The 17846-nt window shown below is 61.0% G+C and carries 21 protein-coding genes; 17 read left to right on the forward strand and 4 right to left on the reverse strand.

Annotated elements, in window-relative coordinates; genetic code table 11:
* Window positions 1–157 precede the first annotated feature (157 nt).
* The gene (locus tag PFEN_RS10415) at window positions 158–847 is read right to left on the reverse strand and encodes an endonuclease (RefSeq protein WP_191486751.1); all 690 of its coding nucleotides are present in this window, start codon (window positions 845–847) and stop codon (window positions 158–160) included.
* Between the two features lie 4 nt (window positions 848–851).
* A complete protein-coding gene (locus tag PFEN_RS10420) occupies window positions 852–1130 on the reverse strand; it encodes a DUF1654 domain-containing protein (protein ID WP_191486752.1) in 279 nt (92 codons plus the stop codon).
* Between the two features lie 362 nt (window positions 1131–1492).
* Between PFEN_RS10420 and PFEN_RS10425 the strand changes: the two genes are divergently transcribed.
* The 9 genes from PFEN_RS10425 (at window position 1493) to PFEN_RS10465 (ending at window position 9268) form a co-directional block, all read left to right on the forward strand.
* Window positions 1493–2449 (forward strand): sugar ABC transporter substrate-binding protein, encoded by a 957-nt coding sequence (locus PFEN_RS10425; RefSeq protein WP_191486753.1) that lies wholly within the window; start codon window positions 1493–1495, stop codon window positions 2447–2449.
* Window positions 2450–2505: 56 nt separating this feature from the next.
* Complete coding sequence (locus PFEN_RS10430; RefSeq protein WP_191486754.1) at window positions 2506–4059, forward strand: sugar ABC transporter ATP-binding protein; 1554 nt, start codon at window positions 2506–2508, stop codon at window positions 4057–4059.
* Window positions 4056–5033, forward strand: coding sequence for an ABC transporter permease (locus PFEN_RS10435; RefSeq protein WP_191486755.1), 978 nt, complete (start codon window positions 4056–4058; stop codon window positions 5031–5033). Before PFEN_RS10430 ends, PFEN_RS10435 begins: the two co-directional genes overlap by 4 nt.
* Before the next feature lie 3 nt (window positions 5034–5036).
* Window positions 5037–6056: a LacI family DNA-binding transcriptional regulator gene (locus PFEN_RS10440; RefSeq protein ID WP_191486756.1), complete on the forward strand. Its 1020-nt coding sequence runs from the start codon at window positions 5037–5039 to the stop codon at window positions 6054–6056.
* A gap of 23 nt (window positions 6057–6079) precedes the next feature.
* A complete protein-coding gene (rbsK, locus tag PFEN_RS10445; protein WP_191486757.1) occupies window positions 6080–7000 on the forward strand; it encodes a ribokinase in 921 nt (306 codons plus the stop codon).
* Window positions 6997–7401, forward strand: a complete 405-nt coding sequence (gene rbsD / locus PFEN_RS10450) for a D-ribose pyranase (RefSeq protein ID WP_191486758.1) — start codon at window positions 6997–6999, stop codon at window positions 7399–7401. Before rbsK ends, rbsD begins: the two co-directional genes overlap by 4 nt.
* 26 nt (window positions 7402–7427) lie before the next feature.
* Window positions 7428–8456, forward strand: coding sequence for a nucleoside hydrolase (locus PFEN_RS10455; RefSeq protein ID WP_191486759.1), 1029 nt, complete (start codon window positions 7428–7430; stop codon window positions 8454–8456).
* A gap of 7 nt (window positions 8457–8463) precedes the next feature.
* Window positions 8464–8769: a hypothetical protein gene (locus PFEN_RS10460; RefSeq protein WP_191486760.1), complete on the forward strand. Its 306-nt coding sequence runs from the start codon at window positions 8464–8466 to the stop codon at window positions 8767–8769.
* 172 nt (window positions 8770–8941) lie between these two features.
* The gene (locus PFEN_RS10465) at window positions 8942–9268 is read left to right on the forward strand and encodes an I78 family peptidase inhibitor (RefSeq protein ID WP_191486761.1); all 327 of its coding nucleotides are present in this window, start codon (window positions 8942–8944) and stop codon (window positions 9266–9268) included.
* Between the two features lie 72 nt (window positions 9269–9340).
* Here the strand turns inward: PFEN_RS10465 and PFEN_RS10470 are convergent, their stop codons facing one another.
* Both PFEN_RS10470 and PFEN_RS10475 read right to left on the reverse strand, forming a co-directional pair.
* Window positions 9341–9553, reverse strand: coding sequence for a cold-shock protein (locus PFEN_RS10470; RefSeq protein WP_007905882.1), 213 nt, complete (start codon window positions 9551–9553; stop codon window positions 9341–9343).
* Between the two features lie 293 nt (window positions 9554–9846).
* Complete coding sequence (locus PFEN_RS10475) at window positions 9847–10146, reverse strand: hypothetical protein (RefSeq protein WP_191486762.1); 300 nt, start codon at window positions 10144–10146, stop codon at window positions 9847–9849.
* Between the two features lie 371 nt (window positions 10147–10517).
* Here PFEN_RS10475 and thrS point away from each other — a divergent pair, with 371 nt between their 5' ends.
* From thrS to PFEN_RS10515, 8 genes are all read left to right on the forward strand, one after another.
* Complete coding sequence (gene thrS / locus PFEN_RS10480; RefSeq protein WP_191486763.1) at window positions 10518–12440, forward strand: threonine--tRNA ligase; 1923 nt, start codon at window positions 10518–10520, stop codon at window positions 12438–12440.
* The gene (gene infC / locus PFEN_RS10485) at window positions 12440–12991 is read left to right on the forward strand and encodes a translation initiation factor IF-3 (protein WP_191486997.1); all 552 of its coding nucleotides are present in this window, start codon (window positions 12440–12442) and stop codon (window positions 12989–12991) included. Before thrS ends, infC begins: the two co-directional genes overlap by 1 nt.
* Before the next feature lie 60 nt (window positions 12992–13051).
* On the forward strand, window positions 13052–13246 hold the full coding sequence (rpmI, locus tag PFEN_RS10490) for a 50S ribosomal protein L35 (protein ID WP_002553160.1): 195 nt from the start codon (window positions 13052–13054) through the stop codon (window positions 13244–13246).
* 29 nt (window positions 13247–13275) lie between these two features.
* Window positions 13276–13632 (forward strand): 50S ribosomal protein L20, encoded by a 357-nt coding sequence (rplT, locus tag PFEN_RS10495; RefSeq protein WP_002553161.1) that lies wholly within the window; start codon window positions 13276–13278, stop codon window positions 13630–13632.
* Window positions 13633–13742: 110 nt separating this feature from the next.
* Complete coding sequence (gene pheS / locus PFEN_RS10500) at window positions 13743–14759, forward strand: phenylalanine--tRNA ligase subunit alpha (protein WP_191486764.1); 1017 nt, start codon at window positions 13743–13745, stop codon at window positions 14757–14759.
* A 35-nt stretch (window positions 14760–14794) separates the two neighbouring features.
* Entirely contained in the window at window positions 14795–17176 is a 2382-nt protein-coding gene (gene pheT, locus PFEN_RS10505; protein WP_191486765.1) for a phenylalanine--tRNA ligase subunit beta, read from the forward strand.
* 3 nt (window positions 17177–17179) lie between these two features.
* Window positions 17180–17482 carry an integration host factor subunit alpha gene (gene ihfA, locus PFEN_RS10510; protein ID WP_002553164.1) on the forward strand — a complete coding sequence of 101 codons (303 nt, stop codon included), beginning with the start codon at window positions 17180–17182 and terminating at the stop codon, window positions 17480–17482.
* Window positions 17463–17819, forward strand: coding sequence for a MerR family transcriptional regulator (locus PFEN_RS10515; RefSeq protein WP_017128239.1), 357 nt, complete (start codon window positions 17463–17465; stop codon window positions 17817–17819). The genes ihfA and PFEN_RS10515 overlap by 20 nt, the downstream gene beginning before the upstream one ends.
* The last annotated feature ends 27 nt before the right edge of the window (window positions 17820–17846 follow it).

Consider the following 17846-nt stretch of genomic DNA (forward strand, 5'->3'; position numbering starts at 1 on the left):
GATTCCTGTGGGAGCTGAGCGTTGTGGGCGCAGTGCTTGCCCGCGAAGCTTTTAGTAGCGTTCTCACGGGCCTCCTCGCGAGCAAGCACTGCGGCCACAAAGCTCTGCCCCCACAGGGACTGCGCGCTCCCCTGGGGCGCGCGTTCTCAGCGCATCTTCAGCCGCAGGCCTTGAGATTCACCGGTCCGACAAAGGCGTTGCCATGGCCCATGACGCAGGCCACGCTCTGGTTGCGCTGGCGTTCCCAGGCCTGGACCGGATAGGTCTTGTTCCAGGCTTCATACAGCTGGCGATCCTGTTTCGACAGGCGCAGGCCGTACTGCTTGCTCATGTAGAAATAAGTGCGCGCGATCATTCCGCGGATCGACGGACGCGGCATGACCTTCTTGGCCTTGAAGTCGACCTGGGTCAAGCACGCACCGTATTGCCCTTTTTGCACCGGCAACCAGCCGAAGCTGAAGTTGCTGCGGTCGCCGTTGACTTCGCCGATGCTCGGCACCAGGTTGTGCAGGTCAGCCTCGGCGCGCTTGTAGACCGGGTCGTGCTGGCTGCACTGCTTGCGCCCGCCCTGTTGCCAGCACTGGCGCTGATGACCGATCTGCCAGGCCGGGACAATGTGTTCCCACTCGATACGCGCGGCGCGCTGGGCGTTCTTGCGCGGCACATACCCGCAGGCCGCGAGGTCAACCCGGTTGCCGTTGTACTTGCAGCCGCAATAGAACTCGGTGGACTGCGGCGCATAGAGCTTCCAGGCGGCTTTCTTGGCTTCGGCGAAGGTCCGCGGCGCATCGGCCTGGGCCGACAGGGCAGAGCAAAAACACAGCAGGGCGATAAAGCGGACAATCATTGATTCAGTCTTCCTTTGGCACTACCCAGAAAATCTGCACGCCACCGTCGTCGCGGTAGGCCAGGGTGACGTTGTCGTTCTCGGCGATTTCCTCAAGCAGTTGCTCCCACTCGACCAGCGGTTCGTCCGGCAGGCGAAAGAGCAGGGCGGCCTTGGCTTTCTGGGCGTTCGGCGAGTTGATGATTTTCTGGACGCGCAGGCCCATGCGCTCATAGGGGCTGGGAGCGATGGAGGCTGAAGTTGGCTTTGCCACGGAACAATCCTTAATTAGCTGTACGTGCATACAGTATTTAACTGTAAGCTATTTCGCAACTGTCAGGGAATGGTGCGGAGCTTCTGACAGTGTGTTTTGCGATTTGGTGTACGCCAGGCGAAAAAAAACATCAGATTTTACAGAGAGATGCGCAGCGAGCAGGTCAGCCTACTGGCTCGGATATCGGGGGAATCCCCTTCGGACGCAGTGGGGATTTTCGTGATGCTCAGAGGGGGGATTACGCGGTGACAGACCGTTGACAAACCTGCGCAAGGTTCGCATAGTTAGCTGACGCAAACGTTTGCGCTAACGGTTTCCAGGGCTGTGCACACGCATTTCCCGTCACGCTCCTGGCGTTGCTCACAACAATCATAAGATCCGGAGTAAACCCCATGAAGTTGCCATTCGCTGGACGCCTTCTCGCTGTCGCCGTACTGGCCGCCGCCGCCGTCGCCCTGCCATTGTCCCCGGCCTATGCCGCCGACGCCGCCAAGCCCAAGGTCGGCCTGGTGATGAAATCCCTGGCCAACGAATTTTTCCGCACCATGGAAGACGGCGCCAAGGACTACCAGAAGAGCCACGCCGCCGATTTCGACCTGATCTCCAACGGCATCAAGAATGAAACCGACACCACCGCGCAGATCGACATCGTCAATCAGATGATCGTCTCCAAGGTCAATGCCATCGTTATCGCCCCGGCCGACTCCAAGGCCATGGTCTCGGTGATCAAGAAAGCCAAGGATGCCGGGATCGTCGTCGTCAACATCGACAACCAACTCGATGCCGGCGTGCTGAAAAGCAAGGGCATCGAAGTGCCCTTCGTAGGCCCCGACAACCGCAAGGGCGCGCGTCTGGTCGGCGAGTACCTGGCCAAACAACTGAAGGCCGGTGACGAGGTCGGCATCATCGAAGGTGTGTCCACCACCACCAACGCCCAGATGCGCACCGCCGGTTTCACCGACGCCATGAAGGCCGCGGACATGAAGATCGTCTCCGTGCAGTCCGGCGACTGGGAAATCGACAAGGGCAACGCGGTCGCCTCGGCGATGCTCAACGAATACCCGAACCTCAAGGCGCTGCTGGCCGGCAACGACAGCATGGCCCTGGGCGCTGTCTCCGCCGTGCGTTCGGCGGGCAAGGCCGGCAAGGTGCAGGTGGTCGGTTATGACAACATCAATGCGATCAAACCGATGCTCCAGGACGGTCGCGTGCTCGCCACCGCCGACCAGTTCGCCGCCAAGCAGGCGGTGTTCGGCATTGAAACCGCACTGAAAATCATCAAGGGCGAGAAAGTCGACAGCAAGGACGGCGTGATCGAAACCCCGGTCGAGCTGGTACTCAAGAAGTAAACCTCTCGCCGTTCAACGTGCCCGCTCGTCCTGAGCGGGCGCATGGAGACCTTCCTATGTCATCTTCCGCTCCGAACGCTGTCCTGTCGGTCAGCGGTATCGGCAAGACCTACGCGCAAGCTGTACTCAGCAACATCGACCTGACGTTGCGGCGCGGCGAGGTGTTGGCGCTGACCGGTGAAAACGGTGCCGGCAAAAGCACCCTGTCGAAGATCATCGGTGGGCTGGTCACGCCGACCACCGGGCAGATGCTGTTCAATGGTCGCGCCTATGCACCAGGCAGTCGGACCCAGGCTGAAGAGCTGGGTATCCGCATGGTCATGCAGGAACTCAATCTGCTGCCGACCCTGTCCGTGGCGGAAAACCTGTTCCTCGACAACCTGCCCAATCACGCGGGCTGGATCAGTCGCAAGCAGTTGCGCGGCGCCGCCATCGAAGCCATGGCCCAGGTCGGCCTTGATGCCATCGACCCGGACACCCTGGTCGGCGAGCTGGGCATCGGCCACCAGCAGATGGTGGAAATCGCTCGCAACCTGATCGGCGATTGCCATGTGCTGATTCTCGATGAGCCGACCGCGATGCTCACCGCCCGTGAAGTCGAAATGCTTTTCGACCAGATCGCCCGCCTGCAAGCCCGCGGCGTATCGATCATCTACATCTCCCACCGGCTCGAAGAACTGGCCCGGGTCGCCCAGCGCATCGCGGTATTGCGTGACGGCAACCTGGTCTGCGTCGAACCGATGGCCAATTACAACAGCGAGCAACTGGTCAACCTGATGGTCGGCCGCGAGCTGGGCGAACATATCGACATGGGCGTGCGCAAGATTGGCGCGCCGGCCTTGACCGTCAAGGGCCTGAGCCGCGCGGACAAGGTCCTCGACGTGTCCTTCGAAGTGCGCGCCGGGGAGATCTTCGGGATTTCCGGTCTGATCGGCGCCGGCCGCACCGAGCTGTTGCGGTTGATCTACGGTGCCGATGGCGCCGACAGCGGCACGGTGGCCCTAGGTTCGCCGGCCAAGGTCGTGGCGATTCGCTCGCCGGTGGATGCGGTTCGCCATGGCATCGCCCTGATCACCGAGGATCGCAAGGGGGAGGGGCTGCTGTTGACACAATCGATCAGCGCCAATATCGCCCTGGGCAACATGCCGGCGATTTCCAGCGCCGGCCTGCTCAACGCAAGTGACGAGTCGGCCCTGGCGCAGCGTCAGATCGACGCCATGCGTATTCGCAGTTCGAGTCCCGATCAGTTGGTTTCGGAGCTCTCGGGCGGCAACCAGCAGAAGGTGGTGATCGGCCGCTGGCTGGAGCGCGACTGCGCGGTATTGCTGTTCGACGAGCCGACCCGGGGGATCGACGTCGGTGCCAAGTTCGATATCTATGCCTTGCTGGGCGAGTTGACTCGCCAGGGCAAGGCGCTGGTGGTGGTTTCCAGCGACCTGCGCGAGCTGATGCTGATCTGCGACCGGATCGGCGTGCTCTCGGCCGGGCGCCTGATCGAGACCTTCGAGCGTGACACCTGGACCCAGGATGAGTTGCTTGCCGCCGCCTTCGCCGGCTACCAAAAACGTGATGCGCTGCTCGACGAAGCGGCGCCCAGGGATACCCTATGAAAACTGCACCTGCCGCCGGCAAAAACTCGCGTAATTTCTATGGCCTGGGCACCTACCTGGGCCTGGCGGGCGCCTTGCTCGCCATGATCATCCTGTTTTCCAGCCTGAGCAGTCATTTTCTCTCCTATGACACGTTCAGTACCCTGGCCAACCAGATTCCCGACCTGATGGTGCTGGCGGTGGGCATGACCTTCGTGCTGATCATCGGCGGCATCGACCTGTCGGTGGGGTCGGTTCTGGCCCTGGCGGCGTCGGCGGTCAGCGTGGCGATCCTCGGCTGGGGCTGGGGCGTGTTGCCGGCCTCGCTGCTGGGCATGGGCTGCGCGGCGCTGGCCGGCACCGTGACCGGTTCGATCACCGTGGCCTGGCGCATTCCATCGTTCATCGTGTCCCTCGGCGTGCTGGAAATGGCCCGGGGCCTGGCCTACCAGATGACCGGCTCGCGCACCGCCTATATCGGCGACTCGTTCGCCTGGCTGTCGAACCCGCTGGCCTTTGGTATTTCGCCGTCGTTCATCATCGCCTTGCTGGTGATCATCGTCGCGCAACTGGTGCTGACGCGGACCGTGTTCGGCCGTTACCTGATCGGCATCGGCACCAACGAGGAAGCGGTACGTCTGGCGGGGATCAACCCCAAGCCCTACAAGATCCTGGTGTTCAGCCTGATGGGCCTGCTGGCCGGTGTCGCGGCGTTGTTCCAGATCTCGCGCCTGGAGGCGGCGGACCCGAATGCCGGTTCCGGCCTGGAGCTGCAGGTGATCGCCGCCGTGGTGATCGGCGGCACCAGCCTGATGGGCGGCCGCGGTTCGGTGATCAGTACCTTCTTCGGCGTGCTGATCATCTCGGTGCTGGCGGCGGGGTTGGCGCAGATCGGCGCCACCGAACCGACCAAGCGCATCATCACCGGGGCGGTGATCGTGATTGCGGTGGTACTCGATACCTACCGCAGTCAACGCGCCCGTCGGCGGGGCTGAGGCATGGCGACCATCAAGGATGTGGCGGCATTGGCCGGGATCTCGTACACCACGGTGTCCCATGTACTGAACAGGACGCGCCCGGTCAGCGAGCAGGTGCGGCTCAAGGTCGAGGCGGCCATCGCCCAGCTCGACTACGTGCCCAGCGCCGTGGCGCGCTCGTTGAAAGCCAAGACCACCGCGACCATCGGCCTGTTGGTGCCCAACAGCCTAAACCCGTACTTCGCCGAGTTGGCGCGGGGCATCGAGGATTACTGCGAGCGCAACAACTACTGTGTGATCCTCTGCAACTCCGACGACGACCCGGACAAGCAGCGCAGCTACCTGCGGGTGCTGCTGGAGAAACGGGTCGATGGCCTGATTGTCGCCTCCACCGGCGGCGACGACGGCCTGGCGGCCGGATTGGCCTCGGTGCGTACGCCCATGGTCCTGGTCGACCGCGGCATTGCCGGGATCGAAACCGACCTGGTGCGTATCGACCACGAAGAGGGGGCCTACCTGGCCACCCGGCACCTGCTGGAACTGGGGCACCGGGCAATTGCCTTTATCGGCGGCCCGGCCGACACCAGCGTGGCGCAGATGCGTCTGGCCGGTTATCGGCGGGCGCTGACAGAGGCGGCGGTGGCGGTGCCCGAGCGCTGGGTGGTGGAAAGCGATTTCACCAGCCCCGGCGGTTATCGGGCGGCGGTCGTGCTGCTGGAGCGGGAGCGCCCCAGCGCGATCTTCGCCGGCAACGACTTGCTCGGTATCGGCGTCTTGCGGGCGGCGGCGGAGCGCAATATCCGCGTGCCCAGCGAGCTCTCGGTGATCGGCTTCGACGATATCCAGATGAGCCGCTATGTCTATCCGGCATTGACCACGGTCGGCCAGTCGATTCTCCAACTGGGGGAAACGGCGGCCGAAATGCTCTTGCACAGAATCACCACGCCGCTGCTGGCGGTTGATCGGCGGATCGTGACGCCGAATATTGTCCTGCGTGAATCGACGGCCCCGGTGCCGGGTGTGTTTGCGCAATACCGCTGAATCGAATTGACGAGTACTGATGTATGCAAGCAAAAGTAGTGGTGGTGGGCAGTCTCAACATGGACCTGGTCACCCGGGCCGAACGCCTGCCGCGGGCGGGCGAGACGCTGGTGGGCCAGTCGTTTGCCACGGTTTTCGGCGGCAAGGGCGCGAACCAGGCCGTGGCGGCCGCGCGGCTGGGCGCCACGGTGTCGATGATCGGTTGCGTGGGCGACGATGCCTACGGTCCACAACTGCGCGATGCGTTGTTGGCCGAGGGCATCGATTGCCAGGCCGTCACGATGGTGCCGGGCGTGTCCAGTGGCGTCGCGCTGATTGTCGTCGATGCCAGCAGCCAGAACGCCATCGTGATTGTGGCCGGGGGCAATGGCTGCCTTTCGCCGGAAATGCTCAAGGGTTTTGATGCGGTGCTGCAGGACGCGGACGTGATCATCTGCCAATTGGAAGTGCCGATGGAAACCGTCGGCTACACGCTCAAGCGCGGGCGCGAGCTGGGTAAGACGGTGATCCTCAACCCGGCGCCGGCCAGCGCGCCGCTGCCGGCCGAGTGGTATGCGTCGATCGACTACCTGATCCCCAATGAAAGCGAAGCGACGGCCCTGAGTGGCGTGCCGGTGGACTCCCTGGCGAGTGCCCAGGCGGCCGCGGCCCAACTGATGGCCGCCGGGGCAGGGAAGGTGATCGTCACCCTCGGCGCCCAGGGCTCATTGTTTGCCGACGGTCAGGGCTTTGCACATTTCCCGGCGCCGAAGGTCAAGGCCGTCGACACCACCGCCGCCGGCGACACCTTTGTCGGTGGTTTCGCCGCGGCGCTGGCCCAAGGGCAAAGCGAGGTCGAGGCGATTCGTTTCGGCCAGGTCGCGGCGGCGCTGTCGGTGACCCGTGCCGGTGCCCAGCCCTCCATTCCGCACTTGTCCGACGTACAGGGATTCAAATCGCCATGAAAAAGACACCACTGCTCAATATTGCCCTGTCGCGGCTGATTGCCTCCCTTGGCCACGGCGACATGCTGGTCATCGGCGACGCCGGCCTGCCGGTGCCGCCGGGGGTGGAACTGATCGACCTGGCGCTGACCCGGGGCATTCCCGATTTCATCAGCACCTTGCACACGGTGCTCAGCGAAATGCAGGTGGAGAGCCATGTGCTGGCCGAGGAAATCCTGCTCAAGCGTCCACCGGCGCTGGAACAGCTCGACGCCTTGACCGCGCAAGGCGCCCTGGGGCCGCGTCGTCTGCTCAGCCATGAAGAATTCAAGCTGCTCAATCGCAAGGCCCGGGCCGTGGTACGTACCGGCGAATGCCAGCCCTATTGCAATGTCGTGCTGGTGGCCGGCGTGACGTTCTAGTTTTTTCCTCGCACAAGGAGTGCGCTATGCAACGCTATGCCCCGATCTTGCAACACTGGTTCCGGAGTCTGCTGATTTTGTCCTTGTTCACTGTTACAGGCGCCCAGGCGGCGGAAAAAATCGACCTGATCATCGATACCGATCCAGGCGCCGACGATGTGGTGGCGCTGCTGTTCGCCCTGGCTTCGCCGCAGGAGCTGCATATCCGCGCGCTGACCACCGTGGCCGGCAACGTGCGTCTCGACAAGACCTCGCGCAATGCCCGCCTGGCCCGCGAGTGGGCCGGGCGCGAAGAGGTGCCGGTGTATGCCGGGGCGCCCAAGCCGCTGCTGCGCACGCCGATCTATGCCGAGAATATCCACGGCAAGGAAGGCCTCTCCGGCGTCGCCGTGCATGAACCCAAGGCGCCCCTGGCCCAGGGCAATGCCGTCAATTACCTGATCGACACCTTGCGCGCGGCCAAGCCCCACAGCATCACCCTGGCCATGCTCGGGCCACAGACCAACCTGGCACTGGCCCTGATCCAGGACCCCGGGATCACTCAGGGCATCAAGGAAGTGGTGGTCATGGGCGGCGCGCACTTCAATGGCGGCAACATCACCCCGGTTGCCGAGTTCAACCTGTTCGCCGATCCGCAGGCCGCCGAAGTGGTGCTCAAGAGTGGGGTCAAGCTGACCTACCTGCCGCTGGACGTGACCCACAAGATCCTCACCAGCGATGCGCGCCTGCAGCAGATCGCGGCGCTGAACAACAACGCCAGCAAGGTGGTCGGTGATATCCTCAACGAATACGTCAAGGGCGACATGGAACACTACGGTATTCCTGGCGGCCCGGTACACGACGCCACCGTCATCGCCTACCTGCTCAAGCCCGAGCTGTTCAGCGGACGTCAGGTCAATATGCTGATCGACAGCCGCGAAGGCCCGACCTTCGGCCAGACCATCGTCGACTGGTACGACGGCCTGAAGCAGAGCAAGAACGTGTTCTGGGTCGAGAATGGCGATGCCCAAGGCTTTTTCAACTTGCTGACAGAGCGTCTGGCACGCCTCAAGTGATCACCCCATGCAGATCGATCTGAACAACCCCGCCAACCTGACCCAGGACGCCGTGCGCCAGATGCTCGCGGCGGCCAGCGACGAGGTGCACACCCAGTTGCGGGTGACCCGCAAGGGCATCGCATACATCTCCTCGGGAGTGGTCGGCGGCGCGCAGATCGACGACCTGCTGTTCCGCCTGGAAACCTGGGCGGCCGGTTCCGGTTACGTCGGCAAGGTCGCGGCCGCCGACGAAGTCTGGGTCATGCAGGTATTCAATGCCTTGAAGCAGAACTGGCCCAACCCGCCCTTCGATTACATCGACATCTACTGAGCGAGATCGCTCGTTCATATTCAGTCACGATTCCCCCGGGGAAGTCCCGGGGCAGGTCAGGCAGACTTGTCGGGTGTGGCTGTCGGAATCGGCTGATCTGGCGTCTTGCGTGCAACCAATGGCGAAAATCGCGGTCGCACGCACTCTACTTATTATTTGAAAAGGAGGCTTCATGCCTTGGAAGCTTGCATCCCTGGGGGCCCTGTTCGCCCTCTCGGTACTGGCGGGTTGCACCACCTCCGAGTCATCCGCGGCTAAACAGCCGGCCAAGGACTCGGGCACCCAGAGCGTCTACGATCGTTGCGAAGCCAAAGGCGCCGATTTCACCATCGGCCAGCCAGCCTCCGCCGCACTGCTGGAGCAGGCCCGTAGCCGTTCCGGCGCGCAGAGCGCCCGGGTCCTGGGGCCGAACGACATGGTCACCCTGGAGTACCGTTCGGACCGCCTGAACCTCAACACCGACAGCAGCGGCAAAGTCATTCGCGCCAACTGCGGTTAAGGCTTTCCGGCTTTTGTTGCGCGCATAAAAAACCCCGTCGCATGGACGGGGTTTTTTCAGCTCGCGGGAAACTTACTCCGCGCGAACCTGTGCAGCTTGCATACCCTTTTGGCCTTTCTCAGCCACGAAGGAAACGGTCTGGCCTTCTTTCAGGCTTTTGAAACCGTCGCTTTCGATAGCTTTGAAGTGTACGAACAGGTCGTCACCGCCACCTTGAGGAGTGATGAAGCCGAAGCCTTTTTCATCGTTGAACCATTTTACGGTGCCGGTTTGGCGATTAGACATGGTGTATCTCCAAGAAACATATATTTTCAGTAGTACTGTGCTGCTCAGGCCAACTGGGCACACTGGGCTATCATAGTCGAAATGTTCGACTTGGGAGCCCCCCCTGGCGGCGGATTGCTAATCAGTCGCGCTTTCTTTGACCGTCTTATCGGCTGGAGGCCCCGGTTTTAAAGGCTTTCACCGGAAGTGACAGCCCCTAAAAAAACCCATAAAAGCTGCGTAAATATTGATGAAAATCATCTTTTCGAGCTGTTTTCATCCGGCCTGAGGTCCAAAAGACCCAGGGGGGCGGGTTACTTCTGCACCTTGCAGATGGCGATTTCGTTCAAGGCGCGGACCTGAAGATCCTTGGGGGCCGGGGTCTTGGCATCCATCAGTTGGCTGATTTCCTGGGTGGTGAATTTCTTTTCCAGGACATCGGCGCTGCAGGTGCAGTGCTGCTTGGCGACGGTCGGGTTGACGCTCTGGCTGGCCGCGCCAACGCAATCTTTCATGTAGCTGGCTTTGGCGCCGGCGGGCCAGGCGGCCTGGGCGCTCAATGGCAGCAGCAGGGCGAGTGGGGCGGCGAAGGCGAAAAGGTGAGTCAGGCGCATGTTCGAATACTCCTCGAAGGTGAATACCGTGTGGCTTTGTGTTTGAGGGCAGGGGCGGGGGGCAAGTTCACCCTCCGTGGCAGATAATCGCCGCGACTTTAACAGTTTACCGACGAGGCGATGACCGTTCATCTGTGCTAGCATCCCTGACCTGGCTGTTTTTGGTAGCGCTTGCGTGTTTCGCGCTCGATACCGGGCCATCAAACCTTTTTTTGAACTCCAGTCACTCTGGTTCGTTTCCGGTTGGCCTTACGGCTCCTGCCACTGTGCGGCAGGCGTTTTTCATTAAACGGCTGGACGAGTCGCGTACTGGCTGCTCATCCCAACCCACGTGACCTTTGGTAGGGGTCACCACTAGGAGAGGAGGCGCCATGCCCACTATTACTCTTCCCGACGGCAGTCAACGTTCGTTCGATCATCCGGTATCCGTTGCCGAGGTCGCCGCTTCCATTGGCGCGGGCCTGGCCAAGGCCACCGTGGCCGGCAAGGTCAACGGCAAGCTGGTCGATGCCTGCGACCTGATCGACAGCGACGCCACCCTGCAAATCATCACGCCCAAGGACGAAGAGGGGCTGGAGATCATTCGCCACTCTTGCGCCCACCTGGTTGGCCACGCGGTCAAGCAGTTGTACCCGACGGCGAAAATGGTGATCGGTCCGGTCATCGACGAAGGTTTTTATTACGATATCGCCTATGAGCGTCCGTTCACCCCGGACGACCTGGCCGCGATTGAGCAGCGCATGCAGTTGCTGATCGAAAAAGACTACGACGTGATCAAGAAGGTCACGCCGCGCGCCGAAGTGATCGACGTGTTCACCCAGCGCGGCGAAGACTACAAGCTGCGCCTGGTCGAGGACATGCCCAACGAGCAGGCCATGGGTCTGTACTATCACGAAGAATACGTCGACATGTGCCGTGGTCCGCACGTGCCGAACACGCGCTTCCTGAAGTCGTTCAAGCTGACCAAGCTGTCCGGCGCCTACTGGCGCGGCGATGCGAAGAACGAGCAACTGCAGCGCGTCTACGGTACTGCCTGGGCGGACAAGAAGCAGCTGGCCGCCTACATCCTGCGCATCGAGGAAGCGGAAAAACGCGACCATCGCAAGATCGGCAAGCGCCTGGGCCTGTTCCACACCCAGGAAGAAGCGCCGGGCATGGTGTTCTGGCACCCGAATGGCTGGACCCTGTACCAGGTGCTCGAGCAGTACATGCGCAAGGTGCAGCGTGAAAACGGCTACCTGGAGATCAAGACCCCACAAGTGGTCGATCGCTCCCTGTGGGAGAAATCCGGGCACTGGGCCAACTACGCCGAAAACATGTTCACCACCGAGTCGGAAAGCCGCGACTACGCGATCAAGCCGATGAACTGCCCGTGCCACGTACAGGTGTTCAACCAGGGCCTGAAGAGCTACCGCGAGCTGCCGATGCGCCTGGCCGAGTTCGGTGCTTGCCACCGTAACGAGCCGTCGGGCGCGCTGCACGGCATCATGCGCGTACGGGCCTTCACCCAGGACGACGCCCATATCTTCTGCACCGAAGAGCAGATGCAGGCGGAATCCGCGGCGTTCATCAAACTGACCATGGCGGTCTACGCCGACTTCGGCTTTAAAGACATCGAAATGAAGCTGTCCACCCGCCCTGAAAAGCGCGTGGGCTCCGACGAACTGTGGGATCGCGCCGAAAACGCGTTGGCCGCGGCGCTGGAGCACGCCGGCCTGCCGTATGACCTGCAGCCGGGCGAGGGGGCGTTCTACGGTCCGAAAATCGAATTTTCGCTCAAGGACTGTCTCGGTCGCGTCTGGCAGTGTGGTACCCTGCAGCTCGATTTCAACCTGCCGATCCGTCTGGGCGCCGAATACGTGTCCGAAGACAACAGCCGTAAGCACCCGGTCATGCTGCACCGGGCGATCCTCGGCTCCTTCGAGCGGTTCGTCGGAATTCTGATCGAACACTACGAAGGTGCGTTCCCTGCGTGGCTGGCGCCAACCCAGGCCGTGATCATGAATATCACGGACAAGCAGGCTGATTTTGCCCTCGAAGTGGAAAAAACTCTGGCCGAAAGCGGATTTCGTGCCAAGTCCGACTTGAGAAATGAAAAGATCGGCTTTAAAATCCGCGAGCATACTTTGCTCAAGGTTCCCTATCTTTTGGTTATCGGAGATCGGGAAGTCGAGATGCAGACTGTCGCTGTGCGTACTCGTGAAGGTGCTGACCTGGGCTCGATGCCCGTCGCCCAGTTCGCCGAGTTCCTCGCGCAAGCGGTTTCCCGGCGTGGTCGCCCAGATTCGGAGTAATTACTATTAAGCGTGAAATGAGACAAGATAAACGAGCTGCACCGAAGGCCCCGATCAACGAGAATATCTCGGCACGCGAGGTTCGGTTAATTGGCGCTGATGGCGAGCAGATTGGCATCGTCTCGATTGATGAAGCGCTTCGGATTGCCGAAGAAGCCAAGCTGGATCTGGTGGAGATTTCCGCCGATGCAGTGCCACCCGTCTGCCGGGTGATGGACTACGGCAAATCGATTTTCGAAAAGAAAAAGCAAATTGCTGCTGCGAAGAAAAACCAGAAGCAAGTGCAGGTCAAAGAAATCAAGTTTCGTCCAGGGACGGAGGAAGGGGATTACCAGGTAAAACTGCGCAACCTGGTACGTTTCCTGTGTGATGGGGACAGGGCCAAGGTTTCCTTGAGATTCCGCGGTCGTGAGATGGCCCACCAGGAGCTGGGGATGGAACTCCTCAAGCGGGTTGAAGGTGACCTGCTCGAGTACGGTTCGGTCGAACAGCATCCTAAGATGGAAGGACGCCAGCTTATTATGGTCATCGCCCCGAAAAAGAAGAAGTAACCACCAGGGCACGGCAGGCCTTGCGGTTATGTTTATCAACTGAATGCGGAGTATCCGAACATGCCAAAGATGAAAACTAAGAGTGGTGCTGCCAAGCGGTTTCTGAAAACTGCTAACGGCATCAAGCACAAACACGCTTTCAAGAGCCACATCCTGACCAAAATGTCGACCAAGCGTAAGCGTCAACTGCGCGGTAGCAGCTTGCTGCATCCGTCTGACGTGGCAAAAGTCGAGCGCATGCTGCGCCTTCGTTAATTTTGGATCAAGAATAGAGGAAGTAACTCATGGCTCGTGTAAAGCGTGGCGTCATTGCCCGTAAGCGTCACAAAAAGATTCTGAAACTTGCAAAAGGCTACTACGGTGCACGCTCGCGCGTATTCCGTGTTGCCAAGCAAGCGGTCATCAAGGCAGGCCAATACGCCTACCGCGACCGTCGTCAGAAAAAACGTCAGTTCCGCGCTCTGTGGATCGCTCGTATCAACGCTGGTGCACGTGTTAACGGTCTGTCCTACAGCCGTTTCATCGCTGGCCTGAAAAAAGCGTCCATCGAGATCGACCGTAAGGTTCTGGCTGATCTGGCAGTGAACGAAAAAGCGGCGTTTGCTGCGATTGTCGAGAAAGCTAAAGCCACCTTGGCTTAAGTACCCCCCGACAATCACCAGGCCCTGCCTTTGTGGGGTCCGGTGTTAAACGTCATAAATAGGGGAAGAGCCTTCAAGCTCTTCCCCTATTTCGTATCTGGAGTCTGTACATGGAAAACCTGGACGCGCTGGTCTCTCAAGCTCTCGAGGCTGTGCAAAGCGCTGAAGATATCAATGCCCTGGAGCAAATCCGGGTTCAATACCTTGGCAAGAAAGGTGAATTGACTCAGGTGATGAAGACCCTGGGCAGCTTGCCGGCCGAAGAGCGACCGCAGGTCGGTGCGCTGATCAACGTTGCCAAGGAGCGTGTCACAGAGGTTCTCAATGCGCGCAAGGCGTTGTTCGAGGAGGCGGATCTGACCGCCAAGCTCGCCGCCGAGTCGATTGACGTGACCCTGCCTGGTCGTGGCCAGACCTCCGGTGGTCTGCACCCGGTCACCCGGACTCTGGAACGGATCGAGCAATTTTTCACCCACATCGGCTACGGCATCGCCGAAGGGCCCGAGGTGGAAGACGATTACCACAACTTCGAAGCGCTCAACATCCCAGGCCATCACCCGGCCCGGTCGATGCATGACACTTTCTATTTCAACGCCAACATGTTGCTGCGCACCCATACCTCGCCGGTCCAGGTCCGCACCATGGAGTCGAAACGACCGCCGATCCGCATCGTCTGCCCAGGCCGTGTGTACCGTAGCGACTCGGATATTACCCACTCGCCGATGTTCCACCAGGTCGAAGGTCTGCTGATCGATCGCGACATCAATTTTGCCGACCTCAAGGGCACCATCGAAGAGTTCCTGCGGGTGTTCTTCGAGAAGGAACTGGCGGTGCGCTTCCGTCCTTCCTACTTCCCGTTTACCGAGCCATCCGCTGAAGTCGACATGGAATGCGTGATGTGCAGTGGTAAAGGCTGCCGCGTCTGCAAGCAGACCGGTTGGCTGGAAGTCATGGGCTGCGGCATGGTCCACCCCAACGTGCTGCGCATGTCCGGGATCGACCCGGAAGAATTCCAGGGCTTTGCCTTCGGCATGGGCGCCGAGCGTCTGGCCATGCTGCGTTACGGCGTGAATGACTTGCGCCTGTTCTTCGACAACGATTTGCGGTTCCTCGAGCAATTTCGCTAGGTCGCGGCCCGTAACGAATCTATTAGGAGAGCAGGATGAAATTCAGTGAACAATGGCTGCGCAGTTGGGTAAGCCCGCTGGTGAGCCGCGACGAGCTGGTGGCTCGTCTGTCGATGGCCGGCCTTGAGGTCGATAGCGTCACGCCGGCCGCTGGCGAATTCAGCGGCGTGATCGTCGGTGAAGTGTTCAGCACCGAACAGCACCCGGATGCCGACAAGCTGCGGGTGTGCCAGGTCAGCAACGGTTCCGAGACCTTCCAGGTCGTCTGCGGCGCGCCGAATGTGCGCCCGGGCCTGAAGATCCCGTTCGCGATGATCGGTGCCGAACTGCCTGGCGACTTCAAGATCAAGAAAGCCAAGCTGCGTGGCGTCGAGTCCAACGGCATGCTCTGTTCGCAGGCCGAGCTGCAGATCGGCGAAGGCAACGATGGCCTGATGGAGCTGGCGGCTGACGCGCCGGTGGGCATGGACATCCGTGACTACCTGGATCTGGACGACGCGAGCATCGAGGTCGACCTGACCCCGAACCGTGGCGACTGCCTGTCCCTGGCGGGTCTGGCCCGTGAAGTCGGCGCGCTGTATGCCACTCCGGTCGAGCGCCCGGTGGTAGCGGTGGTGCCTGCCGTGCACGACGATGTCCGTTCGATCGAAGTCTTGGCCCCGGCCGCCTGCCCGCGTTACCTGGGGCGGGTTATCCGTAACGTCGACCTGTCGAAGCCGACCCCGCTGTGGATGGTCGAGCGCCTGCGTCGTTCCGACGTGCGCAGCATCGACGCCGCCGTGGACATCACCAACTACGTGATGATCGAGCTGGGCCAGCCGCTGCACGCCTTCGACCTTGCCGAAATCAACGGCGGCATCCGCGTGCGCATGGCCGAAGAGGGCGAGAAGCTGGTGCTGCTCGACGGCCAGGAAGTCACCCTGCGTAGCGATACCCTGGTGATTGCCGACCACACCCGCGCCCTGGCGATTGCCGGCGTGATGGGTGGCGAGCACAGTGGCGTGAACACCGCGACCACTCGCGACATCTTCCTGGAAAGCGCGTTCTTCGACCAGATCGCCGTCGCTGGCAAGGCCCGTTCCTACGGCCTGCACACCGATGCCTCGCACCGCTACGAGCGTGGTGTGGACTGGCAACTGGCCCGTGAAGCCATGGAGCGCGCCACTGGCCTGCTGCTGGAAATCACCGGTGGTGAAGCCGGCCCGATCGTCGAGACCGTCAGCGCGGCGCACCTGCCTGCCGTGGCACCGGTGACCCTGCGTGCCGAACGCATCACCCAGATGCTCGGCATGGAGATGGAGGCGGCTGAGGTCGAGCGTCTGCTGACCGGCCTGGGCCTGGGTGTTTCCGCGAGTGGAGCAGGGCAGTGGCGTGTTGACGTGCCCAGCCATCGCTTTGATATCAGCCTGGAAGTCGACCTGATCGAGGAACTGGCCCGTCTGTACGGCTACAACCGTCTGCCGGTCCGTTACCCGCAAGCCCGCCTGGCGCCGCAAGCCAAGGCCGAAGCCCGTAGCGACCTGCCTGAGCTGCGTCGTCTGCTGGTGGCTCGTGGTTACCAGGAAGCGATCACCTACAGCTTCATCGATCCGAAACAGTTCGAACTGTTCAATCCGGGCGTCGAGCCGCTGCTGTTGGCCAACCCGATCTCCAACGACATGGCGGCCATGCGCTCGTCGCTGTGGCCGGGTCTGGTCAAGGCGTTGCAGCACAACCTGAACCGTCAGCAGGCTCGCGTGCGTCTGTTCGAAAGCGGCCTGCGTTTCGTCGGTCAGTTGGAAGGCCTGAAGCAAGAGCCGATGCTCGCTGGTGTGGTTTGTGGCAGCCGTCTGCCGGAAGGCTGGGCACAAGGGCGCGATGTCGTCGACTTCTTCGACGTCAAGGCTGATGTGGAAGCGCTGCTGGGCTTTGCCGGTGCGCTGGATTCGTTCAGCTTCGTGCCGGGCAAGCATCCGGCGTTGCACCCGGGTCAGACCGCGCGCATCGAGCGCGAAGGGCGCCTGGTCGGTTTCGTCGGCGCAATCCACCCGGAATTGTCGAAAACCCTCGGTCTCGACCGTCCGGTCTTCGTTTTCGAGCTGGTGCTGGCTGAAGTTGCGTTGGGGAAAATGCCTAAATTCAGCGAATTGTCGCGTTTTCCTGAAGTGCGTCGTGACCTCGCGTTGCTGGCGGACAAGGGCGTGGCGGCCAGCGCGGTATTGGACGTAATCCGTGAAAATGCAGGCGAATGGCTCACAGAGCTCAGGCTCTTTGACGTCTATGAGGGTAAAGGCATTGATCCGCATAGAAAAAGCCTTGCAGTTGGCTTGACCTGGCAGCATCCATCGCGCACTCTTAATGACGATGAGGTGAATTCCACGACGCAAAACATCCTCACCTCGCTTGAAACCAGGTTGAACGCCACGCTAAGGAAGTGACGTATGGGGGCTCTGACGAAAGCTGAAATGGCGGAACGTCTCTACGAGGAATTGGGTCTGAACAAACGGGAGGCCAAGGAATTGGTCGAACTGTTTTTTGAAGAAATCAGACACGCTCTCGAAGATAACGAGCAGGTCAAACTGTCGGGTTTTGGCAATTTTGACTTGCGGGACAAACGCCAGCGGCCTGGCCGCAATCCAAAAACGGGAGAGGAAATCCCGATCACGGCTCGCCGTGTGGTCACCTTTCGTCCAGGGCAGAAGTTGAAAGCCCGAGTTGAGGCCTATGCTGGAACCAAGTCATAACGACGAGCTTCCGCCGATTCCAGGCAAACGCTACTTCACCATTGGTGAAGTCAGCGAGCTGTGTGCGGTAAAACCGCACGTGCTGCGGTATTGGGAGCAGGAGTTTCCTCAACTCAACCCCGCCAAGCGTGGTGGCAATCGCCGGTATTATCAGCGCCATGACGTGCTGATGATCCGGCAGATTCGCGCGTTGCTGTACGACCAGGGGTTCACCATCGGCGGGGCGCGTCTGCGTCTCTCCGGCGATGAGGCCAAGGACGACAGCACCCAGTACAAGCAACTGATCCGCCAGATGATCTCGGAGCTGGAGGATGTGCTGGTGGTGCTGAAGAAGTGATTCAAGGTTTTAAAATACTTTGACATT

Origin of the sequence: Pseudomonas sp. FEN, from assembly GCF_904067045.1 — a bacterium.
Taxonomy (GTDB): Bacteria; Pseudomonadota; Gammaproteobacteria; order Pseudomonadales; family Pseudomonadaceae; genus Aquipseudomonas.

What these genes read in the sequence shown, in the direction of transcription:
- PFEN_RS10415 (WP_191486751.1), bottom strand. Translation starts at nt 847, where the DNA reads ATGATTGTCCGCTTTATCGCCCTGCTGTGTTTTTGCTCTGCCCTGTCG.
- PFEN_RS10420 (WP_191486752.1), bottom strand. Translation starts at nt 1,130, where the DNA reads ATGCACGTACAGCTAATTAAGGATTGTTCCGTGGCAAAGCCAACTTCA.
- PFEN_RS10425 (WP_191486753.1), top strand. Translation starts at nt 1,493, where the DNA reads ATGAAGTTGCCATTCGCTGGACGCCTTCTCGCTGTCGCCGTACTGGCC.
- PFEN_RS10430 (WP_191486754.1), top strand. Translation starts at nt 2,506, where the DNA reads ATGTCATCTTCCGCTCCGAACGCTGTCCTGTCGGTCAGCGGTATCGGC.
- PFEN_RS10435 (WP_191486755.1), top strand. Translation starts at nt 4,056, where the DNA reads ATGAAAACTGCACCTGCCGCCGGCAAAAACTCGCGTAATTTCTATGGC.
- PFEN_RS10440 (WP_191486756.1), top strand. Translation starts at nt 5,037, where the DNA reads ATGGCGACCATCAAGGATGTGGCGGCATTGGCCGGGATCTCGTACACC.
- rbsK (WP_191486757.1), top strand. Translation starts at nt 6,080, where the DNA reads ATGCAAGCAAAAGTAGTGGTGGTGGGCAGTCTCAACATGGACCTGGTC.
- rbsD (WP_191486758.1), top strand. Translation starts at nt 6,997, where the DNA reads ATGAAAAAGACACCACTGCTCAATATTGCCCTGTCGCGGCTGATTGCC.
- PFEN_RS10455 (WP_191486759.1), top strand. Translation starts at nt 7,428, where the DNA reads ATGCAACGCTATGCCCCGATCTTGCAACACTGGTTCCGGAGTCTGCTG.
- PFEN_RS10460 (WP_191486760.1), top strand. Translation starts at nt 8,464, where the DNA reads ATGCAGATCGATCTGAACAACCCCGCCAACCTGACCCAGGACGCCGTG.
- PFEN_RS10465 (WP_191486761.1), top strand. Translation starts at nt 8,942, where the DNA reads ATGCCTTGGAAGCTTGCATCCCTGGGGGCCCTGTTCGCCCTCTCGGTA.
- PFEN_RS10470 (WP_007905882.1), bottom strand. Translation starts at nt 9,553, where the DNA reads ATGTCTAATCGCCAAACCGGCACCGTAAAATGGTTCAACGATGAAAAA.
- PFEN_RS10475 (WP_191486762.1), bottom strand. Translation starts at nt 10,146, where the DNA reads ATGCGCCTGACTCACCTTTTCGCCTTCGCCGCCCCACTCGCCCTGCTG.
- thrS (WP_191486763.1), top strand. Translation starts at nt 10,518, where the DNA reads ATGCCCACTATTACTCTTCCCGACGGCAGTCAACGTTCGTTCGATCAT.
- rpmI (WP_002553160.1), top strand. Translation starts at nt 13,052, where the DNA reads ATGCCAAAGATGAAAACTAAGAGTGGTGCTGCCAAGCGGTTTCTGAAA.
- rplT (WP_002553161.1), top strand. Translation starts at nt 13,276, where the DNA reads ATGGCTCGTGTAAAGCGTGGCGTCATTGCCCGTAAGCGTCACAAAAAG.
- pheS (WP_191486764.1), top strand. Translation starts at nt 13,743, where the DNA reads ATGGAAAACCTGGACGCGCTGGTCTCTCAAGCTCTCGAGGCTGTGCAA.
- pheT (WP_191486765.1), top strand. Translation starts at nt 14,795, where the DNA reads ATGAAATTCAGTGAACAATGGCTGCGCAGTTGGGTAAGCCCGCTGGTG.
- ihfA (WP_002553164.1), top strand. Translation starts at nt 17,180, where the DNA reads ATGGGGGCTCTGACGAAAGCTGAAATGGCGGAACGTCTCTACGAGGAA.
- PFEN_RS10515 (WP_017128239.1), top strand. Translation starts at nt 17,463, where the DNA reads ATGCTGGAACCAAGTCATAACGACGAGCTTCCGCCGATTCCAGGCAAA.